Source organism: Altericista sp. CCNU0014 (genome assembly GCF_044923475.1).
GTDB lineage: Bacteria > Cyanobacteriota > Cyanobacteriia > Thermosynechococcales > Thermosynechococcaceae > JAAURS01.
The window spans coordinates 3,678,629-3,700,648 of the sequence record NZ_CP137338.1 but is presented as its reverse complement, the minus strand read 5'-3'; the positions used below and the strand labels follow the sequence as shown (position 1 = coordinate 3,700,648).

The following is a 22,020-nucleotide window of genomic DNA, read 5'->3' as shown; positions in this document are numbered from 1 at the left end:
ATGCGTTGTTTATATACTCTTACAGCTTATCCTCCATTTATTGGTGGTGCCCAGCTTCATCATCATTTATTGGGACAGGAAATGCTCCGAAAACACGCTGTTCAGGTTGTATGCCACTGGAATAAGAATAGAACAGATTGGTTACTAGGAACAACTCTCAATGCGCCTATGATTCCACAAGATTACTACATTGATAATATTCCAGTTCATCGTCTTGGCTTAAAGATTTCAGAGAAATTTTATTTGGCACCTATTCTTCCGCTGTATTACCCTTTAATGAGGATAGCATTGCCTATAATTGCAGGAGTGATTGCGAAACATTTAGAGATTTTTGCCGATCGCGTAGATTTGGTTCACAACGTTCGTATAGGTCGAGAAGGTCTTAGTTATGCTTCTCTAAAAATGGCAAGAAAATATGATATCCCATTTGTCTTGACTGCCGTTCATCATCCTCGTTGGGTTGGATGGCGCTACCGTGAATACTTAAAGTTGTATCAACAAGCCGATGCAGTTATAGCGCTTACCAAAGCTGAGAAAGAGGTGCTGATCGGTTTAGGCGTGAAAGAAGAACGAATTCACATTACAGGCATAGGCCCAATATTGGCTGAAAAAGCAGAACCTCAAGTCTTTATACAGCGTTATCAAATTGAGGAACCCATTATTTTATTTTTAGGACAGCACTACCCTTATAAAGGCTATCGGCAACTCTTAGAAGCAATGCCTATGGTATGGAAAAAATTTCCTGAAGCCAACTTTGTCTTCATCGGCCCTCCAGTTGCTCAATCAGAGAAAGATTTTGCCCGTCTCCAAGACAGACGAGTTCATCGATTGGGTACAGTAGATTTACAGGAAAAAACGAACGCTTTAGCTGCCTGTACATTGCTTTGCGTTCCCTCAAATCAAGAAAGTTTTGGTGGTGTCTATACAGAAGCATGGAGCTTTGCTAAACCTGTTATTGGCTGTAATATTCCTGCGGTTTCTGATGTTATTACTCATGGAATTGATGGATACTTAATTTCGCAGAATTTCAATGAAATAGCTGATAGAATCTGTCAGATATTATCAAACACCACTCAAGCTCAAGCAATGGGTGAAGCAGGGAAAAATAAGGTAAAACAGAATTATACTTGGGATAAATTGGCGGAAAAAACAGAATTTATTTATAAGAAACTACTTGGTTAATTCATTTGTTGAATCTTTTCTCAATATAAAATGACTCAAGTATCAATCTCCGTTATCACTGTAACCCACAATCATGCTCAATATATTGAGAGATGTTTAGCTGCCCTAGTGCCAGAAGTAAAACGACTCGGCGGTGAAGTCATTGTGGTGGATAACCGATCTGATGATGAGAGTGCTGCGATCGCCCAACAATACCCCTCCGTCAAACTCCATATCAATACCAAACGTCAGGGATTTTCAGCCAATAATAACTTTGGCATGGCAAAAGCAACCGGACGTTATCTATTGCTGCTAAACCCTGACACAGAAATCCAGCCCGGAGCCTTATCGCAGCTCATCGAATTTATGGATACCCATCCCCAAGTTGGCATGTGTGGTGCCCAGCTTTTGTTTCCTAACGGTCAAATTCAGCCCTCCCCTCGTCGCTTCCCAACCCTCGGTTCAGTCATTGCCCGCCGCACCCCGCTTCGCGTATTTCTGAAGCAATCTCACCTCAACCAGCATCACCTCATGCAGGACTTAGATCGCACCCAGCCGCAGCCCGTAGACTGGCTGTTAGGAGCTTGTATGTTTATCCGTCGTGAAGTACTAGAAACCGTTGGCCCTCTAGATGAAGGCTATTTTCTGTACGTCGAAGACATCGACTGGGCGCATCGTATGCATACCGCAGGTTGGCAGGTCTATTACGTCCCCACCGCTCGAATCATTCACCATCACATCGCCGTCAGCGATAAAAAGCTTTGGAGCCTTTACACGTGGCTACACCTCAAAAGCATGGTGCGCTATACCCGCAAGCACTTGCTACCCCCACTTCCGGGCTTAAGCATCCGCACTGAGTCTTATCCTGTTTGGGAAAAAGAACATGCCGTTTCTCAAAACGGCAAAGACATGATTTGATCGATCCATTCCTCAGCCATAGATGCTTCCCAAACTAAAATGAGTGCATCAATTGCATCGCTGACCGCGAGACTTTGGGAAAGAACCAGTACTCCAGAACTGGTTTGCGATAAAACAAACTGGCCAAACTCAGTCGGCATCGTTTTACGATCGTGTGTGACCAGAACCCTACCAGCCTGCGCCGCAATAGCTAACACAGCTCCATCTTTTATCCCTTCAAGCCCTGCTTCATTAGACCTCTTGCACGAATATCCTAGCGATTAAAATCGCGGCTACAAGAACGATGTCCGCCTTCGCGGACTTAAGAGAAATCCAGATTTAGTCTGCGAAGGCAGACTTTGTTCTTGTAGCCCCGAATTCATTCGGACGGCTTCCAGGATTCATGCAAGAGTTCTATTGGCGGACTGAAAATCAAGTTTAGGTTGTCTGCGAATGACGCCAGATACAATCGCCTGTCTGAGGTCAGCATCAGCTTGAAATCGAACTTTGGTCACGTCAAACTCTGCTTTTGAACTCGAGCAGCATTGAGTTTTTGATACAGAAGGGGACTCTTTTCTCTGAAAGATTGTTGCAGAAGCTGAAATTCTGCCTCACCCTCCTGTAAATAGACATCAACCATTTCACGGTTAGCAAGGTAGAACGCGATCGCCCCATACACCTGTTCCAATGAAAGCAACGGAAAATTTTGGGCAATACTTTCAGGCGACTCCCCGTTCAAAAAAGAATAGACGACTGAATCAAGAGAGATACGGGTGTCTTCAATCCAATATCCTCGATCGTGTTGCTTTATGTATTGTTTTACTGGGGCGGGCGCTAATGTCATAGGTCTGTAAGTCAAGCACTACTTGAAATCTTAAGCGCTTTTTTATTATTTTGACATAACACTTTGGTTGGATGGGCGATCGCTTGGGAAGTAAGCCCGATCGCCCATACCAACGCCAAGTTTTGATACAATGCATGTGCGTATACGATAAGTTTTGGAATTATGCACAAGCGAATGACCATCACCCTTGATGAAGACGTTTACGACGGACTCGTGCGCGTTATTGGGCGGCGCAAAATTAGCCAATTCCTAGAAGATTTAGCAAGACCCCACGTCATGCAGGATGACCTTGCCTCCGCTTATCAAGCCATGGCTGCTGATACTGAACGCGAACAAGAAGCCTTGGAATGGAGCAATGCATTGATTGGAGATGTTGCTGATGCTACGCGGTGAAGTCTGGTGGGTAGACTTCGATCCATCTCTAGGCGGAGAGATTCAAAAAACTCGACCTGCTGTAATTGTGAGTAATAACGCATCTAATGCAGCTTTAAACCGAGTTCAAGTCGTTCCACTCACCAGTAATACAGGTAGGCTTTACCCCAGCGAGGCGATCGTCACTGTAGACGGTCAAAAAAGCAAGGTAATGGCCGATCAAATCACAACAGCGGATAAAAGCAGATGTAAAAGTTTGTTTGGCAAGTTGTCTAGCTCAGACATGCAAGCCCTGGAAAAAGCACTCAAAATTCAGCTTGGCTTCAAACTTTAAATCATTCCTGCCGCAAACGAATCGCCTCAAGAAACGCCTTGACCGCTTGGGGCTGATTGTAAGGCTGCACGTATTGAGCCAACAATCCAAAATCCAAACCAGGGAAAAACTGACTGCAAGGCACCTCTTGATAAATTTCGCCTCGCAAACCATAAAGCGCGAGCGCATTATTCTGCCAAATCAACACCTCTGGCACCCCCAACCCCTGATAGATCGCCAGCTTATCGATACCCCCACTCATCAAATTGATCTCGATCGCAAAATCCGGTCTTTCCTCCTTAAGGGTATCCACGCAATAACACTCATCCGGCTCTAACCCCTGAGCCTTTGCTTCACTGCGGAACGTCGTCGAGCCATAGCCATGAATTACAATATCGACCTCTTCCGCATAGCGCTCTAGGAGTCTTGAAATTACCTTTTTGAGCATTTCATGTTCGGAAGAAGGTATAAAAATTTCCAGCATCCCTTCGGAATAAAGCAATCGCAGCCCAGGACGATCTCCAAAAATTTCGAGTAAACTCTCGTACTGCGGCCAAGTCACCCCAGATAAAAGAACGCGTTGCTCTGCAACAGGGCTTAAAGGGGGGTGCATTGAGAGCGTCATGGCGAATAAAACCCAACCTAGCTTCAATTTTTATTGTAACCGTACGACCATTCTCGTTTAGCCCGAGCAAACCATCGCGACATCCCTGGGTAGGATAAACATAGCGCCCGCGCATCACCCTTAGTCGGCCAGTTGTGAACCCACCCACTCAAAAAAAAACTCATCCGCAAGATATTAGAGCCATTCATTCCGTCAACGTTTGGCGGAACGATCGGCAGCAGTGGCTCAATATCAGCGTTCTGGTCGTAGCAGACTTTGCAGCCCTCGGCTGCGCGTGGAAAATTGCAGCCCAGCTCAATCGGCTCTATTCTCCCATTCCGCCTCAGTTGGTATGGTGGACTTGGCTCGGCTTACCCAGCCTGTTTTGGATCTTTTCCGCCATCACCCTGCTGACCCTGGCGGGCGGTGGCCTGTACAACCGCGCCACCGCCTGGAAAGACTACGTTCGCTCCGCTCAGCTCGTCAGCCTTGCCTATCTCTTTGCCCTCGTCATCAGCTACTTCTACGACCCCAAACTGGACGTCCCGCGATCGCTCTTCTTCAGCGCGTGGTCCCTCAGCGTGGCCTTTATCATCGGGTTTCGCCTCATTTCCACCCTAGTTCTCCAGCAGCTCGAACAACGCCAACCCACCGTCGGTATTTTCCTGATCGCCACCGCAGAACGCCTACCCCACCTGTCGAAATTATTAGAACAGCGATCGCATTACCACGTCGTCGGTGCAGCCCTCGCTTCCACGGCCAACGCCAAAGTGACCCTGAGCGCCATCCTCAACTCCAAAGCCCGAGAAGTCATCGTCGAAGGACTGCCCCCCACCGAACTCGCCTCCACCCTCTACTGGCAGCTCAGACGTTTGGGCATTACTCTCCGGCTGATTCCCTCCAGCGTAGAAGTCCTCCACCGTCGCGGCATTCCTGAAATCTTTGCCGGAATGCCCACCCTGCGCGCAGCCCCCCCCATGCTCTTGGGCCTGGACTACCGCATCAAACGCTATATCGATATTACAGCCGCCGCCCTAGGGATATTGGTCCTCGCCCCCTTCCTGATTGGCATTGCGATCGCCATCAAACTCACCTCCCTAGGTCCCATTTTCTATCGGCAAGAACGCGTCGGACTCCACGGCAAAATCTTTCATATGTGGAAATTTCGGACGATGGTTGTCAATGCTGAAATATTGCAAGCCTCTCTAGAAGCCCGCAACGAATCCCAAGACGGCATCCTCTTCAAGATCAAAGACGACCCGCGCCGCACGCGGATTGGTCGCTTTCTGCGCCGCACCAGCATCGACGAACTGCCCCAACTCATTAACGTGCTAGTCGGCCAGATGAGCCTCGTAGGGCCAAGGCCGCTGCCCATCCGCGATGTCGAGCGCTTCAACTCCTGGCATCACATTCGCCATCAGGTCTTACCTGGCATTACCGGACTCTGGCAAATCTCCGGGCGATCGCACATCGATGATTTCGACCAGGCGGCGCGGCTAGACCTGTATTACATCGACAACTGGACCTTGAATCTGGACTTTGAAATTTTAGTTGAAACGATTCGGATTGTTTTATTTGCGAACGGAGCCTTTTGAAGTTAGCCAAAGCATCAAAGCAGCATTTCAGATTTTGCTCTCACCCAGTCCGTCAATTCTTCTTCCGAAATTTTGCCATCGGCTAGTTGCTCCATAATGCTTACTACTTCGACTTGTTCTGCGTGAAATCGATAGTGATTGGTTTTTAGAAATGCAACCATGATTACAAAAGCCGTTCTTTTATTGCCATCAATGAATGGATGATTTTGACAAATTCCACCGCAATAGGCTGCCGCTAGACGAATGATGTCAGCGCCTTCATAACAGTAAAAATTTTTAGGCCGTGCGATCGCCGAGTCAAGTAAACCTGCATCTCGCAAACCGTACTGACCGCCAAATAGCTCTATTTGACGGTCATGAACCACCAACACGCCATCTCGTCTGACCCACTTTGGCTCGTTCATCAAGCTAAAGCTTTTAATGCATCCCGATACTCAGCAGTGGTCTCTTCCGCAGCCGCAAGAAATGCTTCAAAATCAGGATCGTAAGGGGAGAGCATAATTCCTTCAGATGTAACAACAATATTCAACCGATCTCCTTCCCTCAGCCCCAGCCGATCGATAACGTCTTTGGGCAATGTGGCCCCCAGCGAACTTCCAACTTTTCTAAGCTTTGTTTGCATAGTGCGATCCCCAATGCTCGTTTACGGGTGACTAACTATACCTGGAGTCCACCCAAAATTATAATATTTATTATAATGCAAATGCGAGCATTAATCGATCGTCAGTTCAAATCCAGGCCACACATCTTCCCCTGACAACAGGACTGGACAAGTCAAAATTTCACTGCCTTACTCATAGCACAAGCCCATTCCTTTGCTGACGCTAAAGCTTGGCTTGGGTCGGCGCAATCGACTGCCACAGTTTTCCTCGAAAGGGTTGCAAAGCGTTATCTAGATCGGGGCTATAGCTTGGGGAGGGCAACAGCTCTGCCAAAAACTGGGTCATTGCCACGTTCTCCACTATAGGGAAAAAGTCGGTTGGCGCTGGCCCGTCGATGTGGCGGCTGAGTACGCCAAAGCCAGCCCGCTCTCGCGGAGATTGCCGCAGGGGCGCATTTTGTTTGACCCACATATCAAAAGATTTAGACCGATCCATTCCGGTTTGGATAACCTGCACCTCCTTCGGATCGGGCAATGCTTGCCGGGTTTGCAGCAATGCTTTGGCAACCCACTGGGTTCGATTTTGAGGGTCTAACCAGGCTTTGAGGATTGGAACTTCGGTAGGGGGCTTATTGTTTTTGGATATCGCGAGTACGGTCTGACTCAAGCTGGATCCGTTTTTGCGCCATTCTGCATCTGCTTCGATTAACTTCCCCTGCCACCAGTAGACCCCGCCAAGGCATTGATGAAGATAAGCCGTGAAGGAATCTTGCTGGGGATGAGCCTTCAGCATTTGCTGGTAAAGACTTACTACTGCATTTTGAATTTTGGGATAAGTTGAATTGAGTTGTGAAGTTCTTAGAAGAGGACTCGTGAGAAAGAGCGGATCTCTAACAATCTCTAAGGCGATCGCCTGAACGCCCAAGTCCGTTTTCCCCTGACCCAAAAGGCTGATTCCTAAGCTGTAAAAGACGCCGCGCTTAGCAGGCATCAAGCGAGTCGATTGGAGAAACGATGCCGTTGCGAGGGACGGTTGGCGGCTAAACATCTGGAGCCACCCCAAACTGCTCGTTCCCGCCTCCTGATGGGGAGAAGCCCGAACGTTACGTTTGAAGAATTCGAGACCGCGATCGCGCCTAGTGCGATTGACTCGTGCATCCTGGCTGGTGGCAGTACTCAGATTCCAGCCGAGTTGATAGGAATAGTAGGGTTCCCAGGGGGCAAGCCGATGGGCTTGTTCTAGATAATTTTGGAAGGGTTCGATTTGTTTTTGGCTGAGGGCAGCAAAACCCAGGCTGGAGAGCTGCCAAGCCCGATGGATAGGCGCTAACCATATCCCCACGGCAATCAGCAATCCAACAATTCCCCAACACAGCCACGCAATGCGGGCTGTTTTTACAGCGCGATCGCCCGAACTAGAGGGCAGATATTGACGCAGGAGAGACAGGAAGCCAGCCAGATACACGACGAGCGTGCCGCTAATGCAAACAATATCGAGTTGGTAGTCCGTAATGCTGACGACACCGTACCCAGCCAATCCAGCCAAAAGACTCCAGGTTAGAATGCGATCGCCGTTCGACTCAGCAGGTTGCGCGCGCCACAATCTAACGCCCCAATAACCCAGCCAGCCCACCATCGCAATGCTCAGCCCCATCCCAACTGCACCCAGTTCTGCCCAAATCTGAGCGGGGGTGCTGTGGAGCTGATAGACCAGCTCGGCTTCTCGACCAGCCCAGGCGGGTCGGTATGCCTGATACAGCAGCGGGACGCTGCCCGGCCCAGCCCCAAAAAACGGATGCGCCAGCCCGATCGCCCAGCCCGTTGCGTTGGTAATCAGGCGAAAGGCAGTTTCTCCGCCCGCGCTATCGGACGTGGCAGCAAAGAACAGCGATCGCAGCCGATTATTTGCCAAGACAATGCCGAACAATCCCGCCAGTAACGCCAGCCCGATCGTCCAGCGAACCCGAAGCGGCAGGCGGCGATGTCCCAGCAGCAATAATCCACCCGATACTCCCACCAGCGCAGTGCCCAACCAGCCGCCACGGGAACTGGTCGTGTAGAGATCCGCCAGTCCCAGAAGGGTGCCTGCTCCCCAGACCCAGCGCATCTGAGTTTTGGAAATTAGGGTTAGCCCCAACAGCAGGGGCAAACTGAGGACGAGATAGCCCGCTACATAATTTTGATGCCCAATGGGTGCCCAATTGCGCAGCTCTAGCACCGAAAAATCGTAGGAGAGGTTTAACCCTGCGACCCGTAAATTGTTGAGGCGGCTCAGTTCTGGCAAAAGGGTTTGACCGATCCAAAGGCTCAGACTGACTGCAATAAACGCAATACTCAAGCCGCCTTGGGCCGTCAGTAACTTCAATCTGCGTTCCGGGCTAGCACACCAAGCATTGAGGGCGTAGAGAGCGGCCAGCGCGCAGAGGGCCGCCCAGCCATACCAGCGCGCTTGCTGCGGAAATGGCGCGAGGAGCGAGGAGCCTAGCAGCCCCACAACAGCTAAACCCACGCCACAGTCGAGCTTATAGCCCAACTTTGTTACTTGATTTTGAACCCACCAATGCCGCAGCAACCAGAACCAGGGCAGCAGTAAAGCCACCTGCCACACGAAGACCCAGGGCCAAGATACCAGGAGGCTGCTGCTGTCGGGCAGCAGCGCGAATAGGGCGTAAAAGCCTGCTGCGAGGGGTCCTAAGATATCTCTGAAGGCTGGCTGTCCGGTGGCGGTCAGAGGCACGGGTTTATGAGAGTCCATGGCAGCTTTTGGGGAAGGACATTGGCGGAGAGAAGGACGCGAAGCGCGACGTTTCTTATAGCCCTTAGGCTTTAGTCGTTCGCCAGGTCGAGTCTGTCTGTACAGATCGCGCGTTGCCCTCAGCAGTGAGGATACCCGATTCTCGTGTGGAACTTGCCGCGACGGCTAAAAGGGCGATCGATTTCAGAAAGTTTGATGTTGAGGGTGCGGGGTGGCGAGGCGTTCGTGGATCGAACGATCTTCTGGCGGTAAGCTGAGGATGCCTCTGATTCGCAAGCTAAGGATGGGCGACAAAATTTTGCTGAATCCAAGTTCGACCTCTTTTCCGTTGCTGAGACTCCTTCAGCTTGCAAGCTCGACCCTTCCCGTAGGAGCCTACAGCTACTCCGAGGGGTTGGAATTTCTCGTGGAGTCTCGATGCATCGATTCTGCTGCTGCGCTTCAAGATTGGATGACGCAAGAACTGCGCTGCGGGGCGATGCGGATGGAGGCGGGCGTGATGTTACGGGCCTGTCGCGTCGCAAAAGATCGGGATGGTCCTGCGCTGTTGGCTTGGAATGACTGGTGGTCGGCGGCTCGCGATACGGAGGAGCTGCGCTTGCAAAGCTGGCAGATGGGGCGATCGCTATTGCGGCTGCTGCTGGACCTAGACGATCCGATGCAGGGCAATAGGGCGGATAAATCCTGGCCGATTTTGCACGAGCTGTTTGCCCGAGAATGTAACTTTGCGATTGCCTTTGGTATTGTTGCGGCAGCATGGCAAATCGAGCCGACCGATGCACTCCTGGGTTACTTGCAAAGCTGGGCGACCAATCTCACAAGTGCGGGAATTAAGTTAATCCCGCTCGGGCAAACCGCAGGGCAGCAACTCCTTTTAAATCTCGAGTTCGCAATTCACACCTCTGCTGAAGAGATTTTGCAATTACCCGACGAGAACTTAGAAAGTTGCGGTTGGGGACTTTCACTTGCGAGTATGGCCCATGAAACGCTCTACAGTCGATTATTTCGGAGCTGAAACATCCAAAGCGCCTGGACTTGCGAACCCATCGGCAACCTTCAGCGCGTTGAGATCCCGTCATTGTCCAACGCACTGTAGCTATCGCCCGGCAGCAATCCCAGCCAGGGATCTGTTTTGGGCGTTAAAAACAGTTCTGCATATACCCTGTCATTCAGCGCGTCCGCATTCTGGGTTTTAGGATCTTGCAGGAACCACCTGTAAAGTTGAGCGTGCAGCAAATACTCGTTCCTAACCGTATCTAGGGCCATTGCGGACTCGAAGGATCTCGCGATGGATGGCACAGATCTGGACTGAGCGGCGGTTTGGGGTGCGGCGATCGCCCCTGCCGCTTGCTTGGCTCGAATGAGATCCAGACTGCGAGCATCTAGTTTTGCATCGCTGGCATAGCGTTGGGCCAATTTTTCCCAGGTTACCCGATCGGTCATTTGAGCCAAGGTTCTTTGATTCAGCGCGGATGAAACGATCGGGTTTTCAACTGCCATTTTAGCGGCGGCAAAGGTTCCGGCCCGATCGGCTCTAGGCAGAATCCCCGAATCGCTGCTCGGCATTTCTAATGCCAGACGAGCTGGCACTTTCAGCCCCAATTGAGCGAGATCGGTCGACCATTGCGATTGGATTGCGTTGAGGCGATCGCCGTAATAGTTCTTCAGCGTAATATTGCGATCTCGATCGGTTTGGGTCGCAATGGTTTTTGCAACTCCCTCGCTTTGCTGCAACTGGCGCAGAAAAGCCTGAGGTCCATAAAGCCCCGGAATGGCGTCGACAGGGCGACCGGAGGCATCCAGGATGTAGTGAATGCTATTGCCTGTAAGCGTGCGCTCTAGTTTGCGGCCATCGCCAAAGTCGATGGTGACTTTGGGGACGGGACGGACAGACTGCCAATGGAGGATGAAGCGATCGCGCAAGACTTTAGAAATCTCGGCATTGGGATACAGCGCGACCCGAAAGAAACGACTGTTGGCGCAGCTCAGGTCTCGATCGAGGTTCCCCAGGAGGCGTAAGGAGAGGATGGGTTTGCCGCTGATTGCGGCTGCGGCTTTGGCTCGGTCGAGGTCGGTGAACCAGTAGAGGCGGGAGGCGTAGCAGTCGCGCTGCTGGCAGAGGCGATCGAGGGCATCGCGGAGGGGTTTGGGCGGTAGGGTTGCGGCGAGTTCTTTGCTGTGGGCGTTGAGGAATTGTTGCAATCCTTTGGGACCCAGCGGGCGCAGGGCGATGGCTTCTCGCTCTAGGGACGGTTGGGCGCGGACGCTGCTGCCTAGGGTGAGGGCGAGGGTGAGGGCGATCGCCGCGCGCCAATAGTTTGCACCGATCGGAAGACTTGCTTTCATTGGATGAAGGGGCAGTGTTGGGGGTTATGATTCCCCAGAATGCTCGATCTATTAGCAGGTTCCCGATCTTTGCAAAGCGTTTCGTTAACTGCTTTACGAGCAGTTGTCTGACATTCAGCGCAGAGTCGGTTAATGGACGATCGTTCCGCGTATCGCTTTGGCACGGATCCTGAAAGACGCTCTACGATGCAATGTTTGCGACCTTTATCGGCGCAAGCGCGACAACGTCATGCCGAGTTCCGTGCAAACCGCTTTCAGGGGATAATCCCACGGATCGGGCGTCAGTTCTGCGAGGAAAGCGAACTCGAACACAATTCCAATCGTCGGGATGTTGGCCCAGGCTGGATCGCCGAACAGCCGATCGTAGAATCCGCCACCATAGCCCAACCGAAATCCCCGGCGATCGCAGCCCACCGCAGGTACCAGAATCAAATCTACGGCGCTGGGTAGCAGAATCGGCAGCGTAGGCAGCGGTTCTAAAATACCGTAGGGGCCAGGCTGAAGCTGATTTGCCTCCATTGGCTGCCATCGGTGCCACACCAATTGTTTTTCGACGCACCGGGGCAGCCCCCACTGTTTATCTGGGAAATGGTGCTCCCAAAGCGGTCTGAGATCCGGTTCCTGGCGATCGCCCCAATACACCAAGATCGTCTGAGCATTCTGCACCCATTCTGATTGGGCTAATTTCAGGCAAATTGCGTCGCTTTTGAATTTCCATGCGTCAGCCGTCAATGCTCGACGTTGGGCCAATAGCTGCTTCCGCAGGGCTTTTTTGGCCGCTACTGTAGGGAATATATCGGAAGATCGAGTCACAACTGCAATCGCTCCCTACCGTTTAGGCAAAGCGCACGGCGAACCAGAACAGGCCGTCTACCACCAGCGTACTTAAGACCGCTCCCATAAATGCCCACCAGTGCAGCGCTTCGTGCTGGCCGCGCCATACCCGACGGCTGACCAAGGGCAGGAGACCGCTGACGCACAACACCAGGATTAGCGCACCTGCCCACAGCGCCCCGCTGACAGTTTGAATTTGGAGCAGCGCCGTTTGCAAAATCGGCAAGGAGTCTCGCACCTCAACCTGCATGACCTGACGCCAGAAGGGAATGAGTCCTAAAAGATAAAAATAGCCATCCGTAATGGCCGTGCCCCACAGGGAGCCTAAGTAAAAGAATGCGCCGACCCGATACCGCTGCTGCATCAGCGCCCAAAGGGCAAAGGGGACGCCCACGGACTCGATCGGCAAATGAATGAAGGGTTCCCACCGAAACCATCCCCAATAGATGGATCCGGCAAACCAACTCCAGGTAAATCCCAAAACCAAATCGCCGTAGAGGGGGTTGCTAGACTTGCGGCAAAGCGTATATCCAAAGGCAATCCAGCCTAGCGTCAGCACCAGGCTCACCCAGGGCCACTGGCGAACCAAGGGCGCTTGAATAAATACTGGAATCGAAACCAAGAAAGCGGCTAGTCCAAAAAAACGCCAGCTCAGCCGAGAGCCGAGGCCGACGTCTTGAACCATAGGTGCTGCTGCTGGGGTCTGCACGCTGGCAGAAATGACGGGGGGCGAGATGGTTGCTGACAAAGTAGTATGAGGTCTTTGTGTATCTATGTAACGATAACACGCAATATCCCCCATGGGGGTATCTGACCGTGCTTTTTCACAATGTCTTAAGCACGCTCGTCAAGGCCGTTTTGAAGAACAGGCTGAGGCGGAATAGGAAGCTTGAAGGGGCGAGGTCCTGCTGGACCACCCTGGGATGAGGATATTTCTAGCGTCAGCAATCGCCATTTGTGTCGTTAAAGTTGTGGCGATCGCATCTACAATTTCCACTGAACTGAGCCTATTGGCAGTGGAGATTTTGATGGTGGCGGAATAAGTGGGGGTGAAGAGGGCGAGCGCGTCAACATTACTTTTTGTCGAAGTTGGGTCGAAATGCTCATACAGGCCATGGCTCACGCAATCTGCGATGGATGGCTTCATCCATTATTTACGATTCGATGGAAGCTGTATTAGCCCTTCATTGACAGGACAGAGCATAATTGTAGTAAACCTAGAGATGCAGGATAATCCCTATGGTCCAGGCAATCCAACAGCGAAAAAAACCTTTTTCTAGCTTCACTTACCGGGAAGCATTTAAGTACTTGGGGGTAACAGATCTCAAGCGCTGGGCAATTGAGGCACAGCCTATTCCCATTAGCGACTTTTTTCGACAAAGACTAGAGAGGCTACAACGATTTGACTTAGAAAGTCTAGAAGTGTCTAAGACGTTGTTGATTGATGCCATCTGTGAGGAGGGATTAGAGGGATTCGATCGCCTCAAGGTCTGGAAGGGTGCTTATTTGGAAGGGGATGATGTTTGTGGCAATGCAGACTACTTAATTGCTGAGCGTCGGGCTTATTTAGAAGCTCCCTTTGTGTGCGTAATTGAGGCAAAAAAAGATGATTTTGAACAGGGGGCGGCTCAGTGTTTGGTGGAGATGCAGACCTGTCGATCGATCTGTCAACAATTGGGAAAAATCATTGATATCTATGGCATTGTCACTAATGGCGAGGGCTGGAAATTCTATCGACTAGAGGTTAATAAAGAGTTGAGCGAATCGTTACTGTATGGGATTGGGGAAATGTCAATTTTGTTGGGTCTTCTTCGATCCATTTTTCGACAATGCGAAAAAAATTTGGACGGGCAAGCAGTGGCTACAGGAGGTTGAGGGCGACTTCGGTTATGCTGGTCTACTTATGAGATGAGGATGTTTTTAGCATAGGCGATCGCCATTTGTGTCGCAAAAGTGGAGGCGATCGCATCGGCAACCTTCCCCAGTTTAAGACTGACGGCTGCGGAGGTTTTGACGGCAGAGGAATTAGGTCATAGGGAAGCAGTTTAGGGGCATCGCCGCATTTCGCGGGAAAAAGCGATCCCGCGTTCATTCTCCAAAAGCCAAACAATTAGGGACCCCGGCTCCTAGTAAATGTCCGTCTTGGCGCTAAACTTTTAGAGTTAATGGCATGGAGCAACCCCGTGGCGATCGCAGACATCCCAACCCTCGGACATTTTGTTTCCCACACGATCGCAGGACTGCCTGGTTCCGGCACAGCCTCCGCCGAAATTGGGTTCTTCACTTGGGTGCAGGCCGTTATTTTAGGCATCGTGCAGGGCATTACCGAATTTTTGCCCATCAGCAGTACGGCCCATCTCCTCATCTTTACCGATATTCTGGGATGGAAAGCCCTTTGGACCAAGGAAGCCACCGACGCTATTCAATTTGGGAGCGTTGTGGCTGTGGTCATTTACTTTTGGCAGGATATTTTCAAGATTGTGACCGGGGCGATCGCCGCATTCCGGGCCAAAGACTGGCAGCGGGAAGAATGGAAAATTTCGGTTGGCATTATCGTCGGGACGATTCCGGCCTTAGCGGTGGGCTTGTTTATTAAAAAGGTTTTGAATGTTTCCTTAGAAAGCCCGCTGCTCATTGCCGCAATGGCCATTATTATGTCCCTGCTGTTGGCCTTAGCCGAGAAAATCGGCAGCCGGAAGCGCAACTTCGACCAGCTTGAGGTCAAAGACGGCTTTCTGGTGGGCTTGGGCCAAATGATTGCCCTGCTGCCGGGGGCATCCCGTTCTGGTTCGACGTTAACGGCTGCGCTCTTGTTAGGTCTAGAGCGCGATACGGCAGCGCGGTTTTCCTTTTTATTGGGCATTCCGGCTCTCACCATTGCCACCCTCGTCCAAGGCAAAGACGCCCTCGGGCAGCACGATATGCTGCTACCGCTTTTAATTGGTACCGCTTCTTCCTTCGTGTTTTCCTACCTTTCCATTGCCTGGCTCCTCAAATTTCTGCGCAATCACAACACTTGGGGATTTGTATGGTATCGGCTGGCGTTGGGGGTAGCGCTTCTGATTGCGGTCTTTGCAGGGCAACTCAAGTAAATTGTTGTCTACAGCGAAGCGGGTTAAATATGGCTAAGACAAGCGATCGCTCCTGCCATCCCTCAAGCCATGAAAAGCCCCACATCGACATGAAAAAGCCGAGCGAGGGCTGAAGCTTGGGCTTTGCTAGTGTCTCTCTTCCCGTTAACGACCTCAGAGACAACGTCGCGAGAACCAACGATTCCTGCTAGGTCAGCCTGTTTGAGGTCATGGGTTCGATGAAGACAACAACAACTACCTACGACACCGATCGCTGAGTTGGAAACAGATCGACATCATCCATGGGGTAGTGCTTGCGGTTGCCCGTCCACAATGGGCAGTGTTGCTGATGGGCTGTGGCCGCAAGAAAATAATCTTCTAAGGAAATCCCTTGAAATGCTTTTCGATAGCGGTTGGCATAATGTCCTGCCGTACGCGCAACTTCTCCGTCAAGGGTTAGGGGTTGGCACAAGCTAAAGAAGGTTTCAATCTGAGAATGTTCGTGTTTGAATGCGCCTGCGTAGATTTCTGCGATAACGATGGGCGATAGCAAAAATATTGTGCCGCGCTCTGACAGCTCTATGAAGCGCTCAACGGTGTCTGGATGTTTCTTCAGCAAGTTGATGATGACATCGGTATCCAATAGTAAGCGCTCAGCCATTGATATTCTGCTCGTCCCTGAGGATGCGGCTGTTATCCCGTAGCGATCGCACGTATTGCTCTGGTTCGCAGTCTGCAAAACTTTCGAGGGGTTTCAGGGTTTCAAAAAACTGACGTGCGCTGCGGGTTGAAGATTCCTGTTGAAGGTCTTTTTCGACTGCACGACGGACTAATTCGGAGATGCTTAGGCCATCTGCTCTTGAGCGCATTTTTAGTCGCTCATGAAGGTCTTCCGGCAAATAAATTTGCGTTCGGTGCATGATGTGGCGCTTCAGAGTGATGTATATAATCATACATCACTTAAGGATATTTTTGCCTAGAAGTGCGATCGCCCAGGCTGATAAATCTCTAGAATCTCTTGCTTTTGCGGCGATCGTCAAGAATCGGGTGAATCGAGGGGCATTCTGGCAAAGGTTGCTAGTTTTATCAAGAATGGGGAAAATGGCAAGGGAATAACTTCACGCTGGTATCTTGAGACGCTGAGAAAATTATGGCGATCGCTTAAGTCAAGCACTGACCTCCAAGAAGTCGGTCTCTACCAACGCCATACCGATTTTGTTTAGTTTTGCTGAGATTCGTTCAGTTGCTGCTGAAGTTGTTGGACTTCCTCAACTGATAAGCCTGTGGAAGGGGCGATGATATCGATTGCTACTCCTCTACACAAAAGATTTATCGCAATCTCCCGTTGTTTTGCTGCTTTGCCTTCTGCCAAGATTGAACGATAAACGGTAGATTCTTGCATGATGTCCTTCCTTAAATAGACGGCAAGGTATCGGCAGGTATCGTCATACATAGACGTGATTCTATAACTGGCTGAGCCAATTTAAGCTGACTGACGCATGGCGGCAGATGTCTGCTGCGCTGCTGCATAAATTTTTAGTGCGGCAGTCATATGCTGTTCGGCATCTTCACCTTTTGATTGAAACCATTTCAAGGTCTCAGAATCTACAGGTACAGAAACTGTAGCGATCGGCGATGATGGCATCCGTAATTTTGCCTTGGAGAAAAATTCGTCGGTCAGAGGCGGAATATCAGACGTATCAATGTCATCGTCTGTCATCGCGTCAATTCTAGACCAGTCGGTTCTTGAGGTATTGCTCATAACGCCTTCTTTCATGAGAGAGTGCTTTTCTTAGTGAAATAATACGGGTTGTTTTTTGATCTGGTTCGGTAAAGATGACGACGACGACTCGTTCATCTAGAAGTCCTGTCCCAATCCATCGATCTTCACCATAGTCACTGCGCTCATCAAGGTCAACTACCATTGGCAAGTCAAAAATCCGATATGCATCAGCAAAGTCGAAGCCGTGCTTGTCAATGTTACGCTCGTTTTTTAGCTCATCCCACTCAAAATTCATGTGTAAAACTCATCCCACTTTGCAATATAGCAAATAGCGGTCAAAGCGTTGCAAAATCTCAAGTTTCTTACCAATCGGGAAATATAAATCAATGAAGGGCGAATTGATCGCCCATGCTGATAAATCTCTAGAATCGAGTGTTCGGCGAGATATCGGCAGGTGTCGTCATACATAGAGGTGATCGTACAACTGGCTGTGCCAATTTAAGCTTGAGCAAAACAGTTTATAGATTTCAGCTTTATTCTATCTGTATTCAAGAATATATTTTTTGTAGAAGGAGTAAGCTTTCTAAATTTGAAACGTGAGCACACAAATCACCCTCATAAGTTCTAAACATTGAGAAAAAGTAGACGAAAGAATGGGGCATTTCGAACAAACACTAGATCGGGATAACAGTTCTTGATATGGAATATAGCGGTTCCCTGCGACATGAGGTACACGTGGAACAAGACTGCATAAAGGTTTCAGGCTTCAATCTGTACCTCACGGGAGCCGGAACCGCTATATGGACGTCACACTTGACTCTCTAATTTATTCCACAACTGCGAGAATGATTCTGCACGTTCACGAGCAATAAGCTTTTTATGAGATGCAATCACTTTGTTCGTTAAGCTCCGCAACAAATTTGGGGCTTTAAATGTTGCTTTAAAGTCAAATTTCTCTCCACCTGCCTCCTTGAATTCACCATTCAAATCGATAATTAAATCACCTAAGATTATATGAATACATTTGAGAAGATTCTCTTTCTGAGCAGTCTCTCTATAAAAATCTTCTGGCTTCTTATAGAAAATCTTCCCAACTTCATCATCCGACAAAACCTCCGAAAGAAGATAAAGCAAGAAGAATTTAGTAATCTGATAACCACCAAATAGTGAAGGTTCAATCCGTGGCAGATCTTTTTCTATTTCTTTATACAAATCAAATAAAACTACGATTCTTCCTCCACTAACTTCTGGACGAGCAAAGATCTCTTGATGTAAATCGTCAAATATCTTGCTATATCTCTGAACAGCCCAAGGTCGCTTCAAATCAAAGGCCAGTAAAATTTGTCCAGCAAGCGTATTTTCAATTACTATTCGCTGTTCAGGCTCGTCTCCACGCTTAATCTCATAAAAATAATCTGGATAAAATTGATTAATTTCTTGCTGAAGTCTAACCTGAGTTTGTGTGTTGGATCTGAAATCCCTAGCCTTAATTCCATTCTGATTATTGCTGTTATAAGTAATTCTTGAAATTAGATCTGATTGATTAGAATTAACTTGAATAATTCGAGTTAATATCCTTAGATCTTGAGTGACTTTAGATTTGTTTCTATAGAGACTTGATACCGTTTGACAACCATTTACTACAGAATATCCTTGAATTTTTACTTTACCTTTATCTGAAGTATCTAATTTATCGCAAATGATAGTTATTCCGTTGTGATAAAGCAGAAAGTTTCCGTGCTCGGAAGCATTATCTATGCTTTTCCCAATATCCTTGTTAACCTTCGTTTTCTCCAGATCTTTTCTCAAGTTCAAATCAAAAAGCTGTTGATTTTCAATACCTTCCATCTGAACCAAGTCAACTGCTGATACTGGAGCAATTACAACTTTTGCAGTATTACTAACATTGTATTCAACATAGTCATATCCAAAAACGTCAAAAGAAATTTCTGATGTTGCTGGTATTGCCTTCTCACTAGGTACATACATTTGAATGATAAGAGGCTTATCCCACACCTTGAGATGAGTTGTTGGGGAAGTGGCTCTTAAAAAACTCTCGGCATTAGAATCTTTGACAGCATTAGTGACGAAAATTCCTCGAATCGTATATTTCGAAGATATAAGAAGATCTTTATACTCAATCAATAAATTCTTAAGCTGCGAGTTCCCCGTTGTTGAAATCATTGATTGCACGCCTTCAAGCGTTGCTAGTTGCTCTAGGCTTCCTACAAATTCTTTGAGTTGAGTATCTCCCAACGTTTTACCAGGATTCTGTACGGTCTTGGATTGAAAAATATCTATACATTCTTCACTTTCATTGACGTAAATTCCATCAATTCCCTTGTCTCCATGACCATCACAAACAATATCCTGGACTTCAATAATATCTAACCTATATATGTTTACTAGAAACCAACTTAAAAAGGCACTGGCTTCTTCGCGGCCTGGAACTTTATAGGGCTGAGCAACCTGAACAAGGTTTGCGTAATCCAGATTAAGCATAAATTCTCATATAGGGCAACACTAATATTCTACAGATTATGCAACTAGCAAACTCACCAAGTTAACACTAAATGAGTGTTTAAGCAGATACATTTTGAAACGAACAAACTTGTTGGATATTTGGACATAACACTACTTTATCATTTGATGGTTTAATTCAGTTTAATGATATAGCTTCAATCCACTGTAATACTCAATAACGTTCAATCCAAATTTGCACCGAATGCCCTCGCCTGCGATCGCCCACCTCAGCCAAGCAGACATTTGGCATTGCGAGCAGATTAGCAGTCAACATGGCTATCTGGTTTACCATAATCATTGATTGAACATCGCCCAACAGCTTGGCTCAGTTTATTTTTCTTTCCCAAAACTTAATACTTAGCTTAACAATTTATTCAGACAACCAAATTTTTCGCCAAGATTGTAATCGATTTGGAGTTTGGGGAGGCGATCGTGGGTTTGGAGCTATGGACTGCGATCGCATTTTTGGGGCTGGGCGATCTCGTCTGTCAAGCAAAAACATAACTAGGCGATCGCCTCATTAGACCCGTTCAGTATTATTCTGGAGCGAACCCCTAACCCTTTTTAACTGCTGTTGCCTCAGATCGTTCTCCAGCAAAGCACTAATTTCAGCCAGTTCCAAATTGCTTTCAGCCAACTCCAACCGCGATCGACGCAAATTATCCAAAAGTCGTTTCGAGGTTGCCGAATCGGGAATGCGCGGTTGTTGAGTCATAGAAAATTCCATTCCATCTTGACTTCTTGAATGCTGCGTTCTAACGCTGGAATCCTAACAAGGGTTCTTTGAATCGCCTGCTCTAACCTGGATAATTCATGAGAGATAGGAAAACACAAGAAAAGAGAGCCTGAAACGGTTTAGAATCAGGCTCTCTAGAGTTTTTAGTATCTCCATTGTGCCATGACAGAGTGTCATTCGGACCTGCCCTACAATTTCCCCACGCCACGCCCTTTAGTCGTTCGATTTTCAGATCTAGAATTAAGCTCAGATGCCGGGATCTTGCTGGCTCGACAAGCAGAAGAGCAGGTTCAAGTGTGTCGAGGATTGTCAGCGTGTATCCAGGACTGGCGCGACCCGAGCAAAATCACCCATAACCTGCATCAGTTGGTCAGTCAACGCGTATATCAAATGGTGGGAGGGTACGAAGATGCCAATGACAGTAACGTGCTGCGCCACGACCCCATCTTCAAGGTTGCCTGCGGACGATCGCCGAGTGTCGGAACAGATTTACTGGCAAGCCAACCCACCATCACTCGACTTGAGAACCACATTGGCAAAGCAGAAGTCGCTGCCATGCGCAGCCGAATGGTGGATGGATTCATCCAACGCTACAAGAGCGCACCCGACGAAATCGTGTTGGATATCGATGGCTGGGACGACCCAACCCATGGGAATCAACAATTGAGCTGTTTCCATGGATACTACGGTCATCATATGTACTTTCCAGTGCTCATCAACGAGGCCAGTACAGGGTATCCGTTGATTTTGCAGTTACGCGCGGGCAATAGTCATTCAGGCAAAGGCGTCGCAGGCATTTTACGCTGGCTATTTTGGCGACTCAAACGCGTTTGGCCGTCTGTGAGACTGATTCTGCGAGGCGATGCGGGATTCTCCTTACCCGAAATCATGCAGGTTTGCGAACGCTCCAAGGTGGGCTATGCCCTTGGCTTTATCCGCAATGCGGTATTGGAGCGTAAAATTGCCGATTTGCTCGAACGGGCAAGATTGCAACACATCCAAACCCAGCAAAAGGCTCGCTTGTTTGACGATGTCTATTACGCGGCACGGACGTGGGATGAACCCAGACGATTAGTCATGAAGGCAGAATGGCTCGACCAAGGCCCCAATCCTCGATTTGTGGTGACCAATCTGGAGCAACCGCCTCAAGAATTGTACGACCACTTCTACGTTCAACGCGGCGGCGACAGCGAGCATCGCATTAAAGAACTCAAACTCGGCATCAAAGCAGATCGTCTCAGTTGCAGCACTTTTATTGCCAATCAGTTTCGTCTGCTCTTGGCTCAAGCTGCTTACATTTTGATGATTGCAATTCGCCAAGCGGCCCATGGAACACAACTGGCAACGGCTCAGGTGGAACGCCTACGGTTGTTGCTCATTAAAGGAGCTGCCAAGGTAACGGTTTCTACCCGACGGATTCTGGTGGAGTTGGCTGCGTTTTGCCCTTATGCCCAGGAGATGCGTCAAATTTCTCGGAACTTATCCCAGTCCCAGTCCCTCAAATTTGAGTAGGCCAAGCCCGTCATAGGATTCTTGTCTCTATTTGTCGGAAATATAGGTGTTTTTAGCCTTTTTGAGCCGATTTGTATCGCTTTTTTGCCTACTTTTACTTTTCATCTCATCCTATAGCTCTAATTTTGGTGAA

The 22,020-nt window shown here is 48.9% G+C and carries 25 protein-coding genes and 1 pseudogene; 9 read left to right on the top strand and 17 right to left on the bottom strand.

Annotation, left to right across the window (positions count from 1 at the left end; all coding sequences use genetic code 11):
- Both R6H26_RS17620 and R6H26_RS17615 read left to right on the top strand, forming a co-directional pair.
- Nucleotides 1-1,182: a glycosyltransferase family 4 protein gene (locus tag R6H26_RS17620; protein WP_404791361.1), complete on the top strand. Its 1,182-nt coding sequence runs from the start codon at nucleotides 1-3 to the stop codon at nucleotides 1,180-1,182.
- 30 nt (nucleotides 1,183-1,212) lie between these two features.
- Nucleotides 1,213-2,079 (top strand): glycosyltransferase family 2 protein, encoded by an 867-nt coding sequence (locus R6H26_RS17615; protein WP_404784186.1) that lies wholly within the window; start codon nucleotides 1,213-1,215, stop codon nucleotides 2,077-2,079.
- Here R6H26_RS17615 and R6H26_RS17610 read toward each other — a convergent pair.
- Both R6H26_RS17610 and R6H26_RS17605 read right to left on the bottom strand, forming a co-directional pair.
- Nucleotides 2,055-2,324, bottom strand: a pseudogene (locus R6H26_RS17610) (DUF5615 family PIN-like protein); the annotation flags it as partial. The gene R6H26_RS17615 and the pseudogene R6H26_RS17610 sit on opposite strands and share 25 nt — an antisense overlap.
- 245 nt (nucleotides 2,325-2,569) lie before the next feature.
- On the bottom strand, nucleotides 2,570-2,902 hold the full coding sequence (locus R6H26_RS17605; RefSeq protein WP_404784184.1) for a DUF433 domain-containing protein: 333 nt from the start codon (nucleotides 2,900-2,902) through the stop codon (nucleotides 2,570-2,572).
- Between the two features lie 174 nt (nucleotides 2,903-3,076).
- Between R6H26_RS17605 and R6H26_RS17600 the strand changes: the two genes are divergently transcribed.
- A complete protein-coding gene (locus tag R6H26_RS17600) occupies nucleotides 3,077-3,295 on the top strand; it encodes an addiction module antitoxin (RefSeq protein ID WP_404784182.1) in 219 nt (72 codons plus the stop codon).
- Nucleotides 3,282-3,608, top strand: a complete 327-nt coding sequence (locus R6H26_RS17595) for a type II toxin-antitoxin system PemK/MazF family toxin (protein WP_404784181.1) — start codon at nucleotides 3,282-3,284, stop codon at nucleotides 3,606-3,608. Before R6H26_RS17600 ends, R6H26_RS17595 begins: the two co-directional genes overlap by 14 nt.
- Before the next feature lies 1 nt (nucleotide 3,609).
- On the opposite strand, the gene R6H26_RS17590 is transcribed toward R6H26_RS17595, so the two are convergent.
- Nucleotides 3,610-4,212, bottom strand: a complete 603-nt coding sequence (locus R6H26_RS17590; RefSeq protein ID WP_404784179.1) for a Uma2 family endonuclease — start codon at nucleotides 4,210-4,212, stop codon at nucleotides 3,610-3,612.
- A gap of 134 nt (nucleotides 4,213-4,346) precedes the next feature.
- Between R6H26_RS17590 and R6H26_RS17585 the strand changes: the two genes are divergently transcribed.
- Nucleotides 4,347-5,786, top strand: coding sequence for a sugar transferase (locus R6H26_RS17585; protein ID WP_404784175.1), 1,440 nt, complete (start codon nucleotides 4,347-4,349; stop codon nucleotides 5,784-5,786).
- Nucleotides 5,787-5,800: 14 nt separating this feature from the next.
- Here R6H26_RS17585 and R6H26_RS17580 read toward each other — a convergent pair whose 3' ends face one another.
- From R6H26_RS17580 to R6H26_RS17570, 3 genes are all read right to left on the bottom strand, one after another.
- Nucleotides 5,801-6,190, bottom strand: coding sequence for a type II toxin-antitoxin system death-on-curing family toxin (locus tag R6H26_RS17580; protein ID WP_404784173.1), 390 nt, complete (start codon nucleotides 6,188-6,190; stop codon nucleotides 5,801-5,803).
- Complete coding sequence (locus tag R6H26_RS17575; protein WP_404784171.1) at nucleotides 6,190-6,408, bottom strand: AbrB/MazE/SpoVT family DNA-binding domain-containing protein; 219 nt, start codon at nucleotides 6,406-6,408, stop codon at nucleotides 6,190-6,192. Before R6H26_RS17575 ends, R6H26_RS17580 begins: the two co-directional genes overlap by 1 nt.
- 202 nt (nucleotides 6,409-6,610) lie before the next feature.
- The gene (locus R6H26_RS17570; protein ID WP_404784170.1) at nucleotides 6,611-9,142 is read right to left on the bottom strand and encodes an O-antigen ligase family protein; all 2,532 of its coding nucleotides are present in this window, start codon (nucleotides 9,140-9,142) and stop codon (nucleotides 6,611-6,613) included.
- Between the two features lie 211 nt (nucleotides 9,143-9,353).
- On the opposite strand from R6H26_RS17570, the gene R6H26_RS17565 reads away from it, so the two are divergent.
- Nucleotides 9,354-10,157 (top strand): urease accessory protein UreF, encoded by an 804-nt coding sequence (locus tag R6H26_RS17565; RefSeq protein ID WP_404784169.1) that lies wholly within the window; start codon nucleotides 9,354-9,356, stop codon nucleotides 10,155-10,157.
- 41 nt (nucleotides 10,158-10,198) lie between these two features.
- Here the strand turns inward: R6H26_RS17565 and R6H26_RS17560 are convergent, their stop codons facing one another.
- From R6H26_RS17560 to R6H26_RS17545, 4 genes are all read right to left on the bottom strand, one after another.
- Nucleotides 10,199-11,488 (bottom strand): hypothetical protein, encoded by a 1,290-nt coding sequence (locus R6H26_RS17560; protein WP_404784168.1) that lies wholly within the window; start codon nucleotides 11,486-11,488, stop codon nucleotides 10,199-10,201.
- Between the two features lie 204 nt (nucleotides 11,489-11,692).
- Complete coding sequence (locus R6H26_RS17555) at nucleotides 11,693-12,301, bottom strand: 5-formyltetrahydrofolate cyclo-ligase (protein WP_404784167.1); 609 nt, start codon at nucleotides 12,299-12,301, stop codon at nucleotides 11,693-11,695.
- Nucleotides 12,302-12,323: 22 nt separating this feature from the next.
- A complete protein-coding gene (locus R6H26_RS17550; protein ID WP_404784165.1) occupies nucleotides 12,324-13,070 on the bottom strand; it encodes a DUF3120 domain-containing protein in 747 nt (248 codons plus the stop codon).
- Between the two features lie 99 nt (nucleotides 13,071-13,169).
- Nucleotides 13,170-13,469, bottom strand: a complete 300-nt coding sequence (locus R6H26_RS17545) for a hypothetical protein (protein ID WP_404784164.1) — start codon at nucleotides 13,467-13,469, stop codon at nucleotides 13,170-13,172.
- Between the two features lie 92 nt (nucleotides 13,470-13,561).
- Between R6H26_RS17545 and R6H26_RS17540 the strand changes: the two genes are divergently transcribed.
- A complete protein-coding gene (locus tag R6H26_RS17540; protein ID WP_404784163.1) occupies nucleotides 13,562-14,197 on the top strand; it encodes a hypothetical protein in 636 nt (211 codons plus the stop codon).
- A 290-nt stretch (nucleotides 14,198-14,487) separates the two neighbouring features.
- Complete coding sequence (locus R6H26_RS17535) at nucleotides 14,488-15,414, top strand: undecaprenyl-diphosphate phosphatase (RefSeq protein WP_404784161.1); 927 nt, start codon at nucleotides 14,488-14,490, stop codon at nucleotides 15,412-15,414.
- Nucleotides 15,415-15,652: 238 nt separating this feature from the next.
- Here the strand turns inward: R6H26_RS17535 and R6H26_RS17530 are convergent, their stop codons facing one another.
- The 7 genes from R6H26_RS17530 to R6H26_RS17500 all read right to left on the bottom strand — a co-directional run bounded on the left by R6H26_RS17530 (nucleotide 15,653) and on the right by R6H26_RS17500 (nucleotide 20,354).
- Entirely contained in the window at nucleotides 15,653-16,054 is a 402-nt protein-coding gene (locus R6H26_RS17530; RefSeq protein WP_404784159.1) for a type II toxin-antitoxin system VapC family toxin, read from the bottom strand.
- On the bottom strand, nucleotides 16,047-16,313 hold the full coding sequence (locus tag R6H26_RS17525) for a CopG family transcriptional regulator (RefSeq protein WP_404784157.1): 267 nt from the start codon (nucleotides 16,311-16,313) through the stop codon (nucleotides 16,047-16,049). Before R6H26_RS17525 ends, R6H26_RS17530 begins: the two co-directional genes overlap by 8 nt.
- Before the next feature lie 299 nt (nucleotides 16,314-16,612).
- Nucleotides 16,613-16,795: a hypothetical protein gene (locus R6H26_RS17520; RefSeq protein WP_404784155.1), complete on the bottom strand. Its 183-nt coding sequence runs from the start codon at nucleotides 16,793-16,795 to the stop codon at nucleotides 16,613-16,615.
- 81 nt (nucleotides 16,796-16,876) lie between these two features.
- On the bottom strand, nucleotides 16,877-17,113 hold the full coding sequence (locus R6H26_RS17515) for a hypothetical protein (RefSeq protein WP_404784154.1): 237 nt from the start codon (nucleotides 17,111-17,113) through the stop codon (nucleotides 16,877-16,879).
- Nucleotides 17,114-17,123: 10 nt separating this feature from the next.
- Complete coding sequence (locus tag R6H26_RS17510) at nucleotides 17,124-17,411, bottom strand: BrnT family toxin (protein WP_404784153.1); 288 nt, start codon at nucleotides 17,409-17,411, stop codon at nucleotides 17,124-17,126.
- 512 nt (nucleotides 17,412-17,923) lie between these two features.
- Nucleotides 17,924-19,618 (bottom strand): AIPR family protein, encoded by a 1,695-nt coding sequence (locus R6H26_RS17505; RefSeq protein ID WP_404784151.1) that lies wholly within the window; start codon nucleotides 19,616-19,618, stop codon nucleotides 17,924-17,926.
- Between the two features lie 541 nt (nucleotides 19,619-20,159).
- The gene (locus R6H26_RS17500) at nucleotides 20,160-20,354 is read right to left on the bottom strand and encodes a hypothetical protein (RefSeq protein WP_404784150.1); all 195 of its coding nucleotides are present in this window, start codon (nucleotides 20,352-20,354) and stop codon (nucleotides 20,160-20,162) included.
- Between the two features lie 183 nt (nucleotides 20,355-20,537).
- Between R6H26_RS17500 and R6H26_RS17495 the strand changes: the two genes are divergently transcribed.
- Nucleotides 20,538-21,887, top strand: a complete 1,350-nt coding sequence (locus R6H26_RS17495; protein WP_404783571.1) for an IS1380 family transposase — start codon at nucleotides 20,538-20,540, stop codon at nucleotides 21,885-21,887.
- The last annotated feature ends 133 nt before the right edge of the window (nucleotides 21,888-22,020 follow it).

Excerpts from the sequence above, each read along its gene's own strand:
- R6H26_RS17530 (WP_404784159.1), bottom strand. The coding sequence starts at position 16,054 with ATGGCTGAGCGCTTACTATTGGATACCGATGTCATCATCAACTTGCTG.
- R6H26_RS17575 (WP_404784171.1), bottom strand. The coding sequence starts at position 6,408 with ATGCAAACAAAGCTTAGAAAAGTTGGAAGTTCGCTGGGGGCCACATTG.
- R6H26_RS17495 (WP_404783571.1), top strand. The coding sequence starts at position 20,538 with ATGACAGAGTGTCATTCGGACCTGCCCTACAATTTCCCCACGCCACGC.
- R6H26_RS17580 (WP_404784173.1), bottom strand. The coding sequence starts at position 6,190 with ATGAACGAGCCAAAGTGGGTCAGACGAGATGGCGTGTTGGTGGTTCAT.
- R6H26_RS17515 (WP_404784154.1), bottom strand. The coding sequence starts at position 17,113 with ATGACAGACGATGACATTGATACGTCTGATATTCCGCCTCTGACCGAC.
- R6H26_RS17540 (WP_404784163.1), top strand. The coding sequence starts at position 13,562 with ATGGTCCAGGCAATCCAACAGCGAAAAAAACCTTTTTCTAGCTTCACT.
- R6H26_RS17500 (WP_404784150.1), bottom strand. The coding sequence starts at position 20,354 with ATGACTCAACAACCGCGCATTCCCGATTCGGCAACCTCGAAACGACTT.
- R6H26_RS17560 (WP_404784168.1), bottom strand. The coding sequence starts at position 11,488 with ATGAAAGCAAGTCTTCCGATCGGTGCAAACTATTGGCGCGCGGCGATC.
- R6H26_RS17615 (WP_404784186.1), top strand. The coding sequence starts at position 1,213 with ATGACTCAAGTATCAATCTCCGTTATCACTGTAACCCACAATCATGCT.
- R6H26_RS17595 (WP_404784181.1), top strand. The coding sequence starts at position 3,282 with ATGCTACGCGGTGAAGTCTGGTGGGTAGACTTCGATCCATCTCTAGGC.
- R6H26_RS17620 (WP_404791361.1), top strand. The coding sequence starts at position 1 with ATGCGTTGTTTATATACTCTTACAGCTTATCCTCCATTTATTGGTGGT.
- R6H26_RS17545 (WP_404784164.1), bottom strand. The coding sequence starts at position 13,469 with ATGAAGCCATCCATCGCAGATTGCGTGAGCCATGGCCTGTATGAGCAT.
- R6H26_RS17605 (WP_404784184.1), bottom strand. The coding sequence starts at position 2,902 with ATGACATTAGCGCCCGCCCCAGTAAAACAATACATAAAGCAACACGAT.
- R6H26_RS17520 (WP_404784155.1), bottom strand. The coding sequence starts at position 16,795 with ATGCAAGAATCTACCGTTTATCGTTCAATCTTGGCAGAAGGCAAAGCA.
- R6H26_RS17570 (WP_404784170.1), bottom strand. The coding sequence starts at position 9,142 with ATGGACTCTCATAAACCCGTGCCTCTGACCGCCACCGGACAGCCAGCC.
- R6H26_RS17590 (WP_404784179.1), bottom strand. The coding sequence starts at position 4,212 with ATGACGCTCTCAATGCACCCCCCTTTAAGCCCTGTTGCAGAGCAACGC.
- R6H26_RS17510 (WP_404784153.1), bottom strand. The coding sequence starts at position 17,411 with ATGAATTTTGAGTGGGATGAGCTAAAAAACGAGCGTAACATTGACAAG.
- R6H26_RS17505 (WP_404784151.1), bottom strand. The coding sequence starts at position 19,618 with ATGCTTAATCTGGATTACGCAAACCTTGTTCAGGTTGCTCAGCCCTAT.
- R6H26_RS17535 (WP_404784161.1), top strand. The coding sequence starts at position 14,488 with ATGGCATGGAGCAACCCCGTGGCGATCGCAGACATCCCAACCCTCGGA.
- R6H26_RS17525 (WP_404784157.1), bottom strand. The coding sequence starts at position 16,313 with ATGCACCGAACGCAAATTTATTTGCCGGAAGACCTTCATGAGCGACTA.
- R6H26_RS17600 (WP_404784182.1), top strand. The coding sequence starts at position 3,077 with ATGACCATCACCCTTGATGAAGACGTTTACGACGGACTCGTGCGCGTT.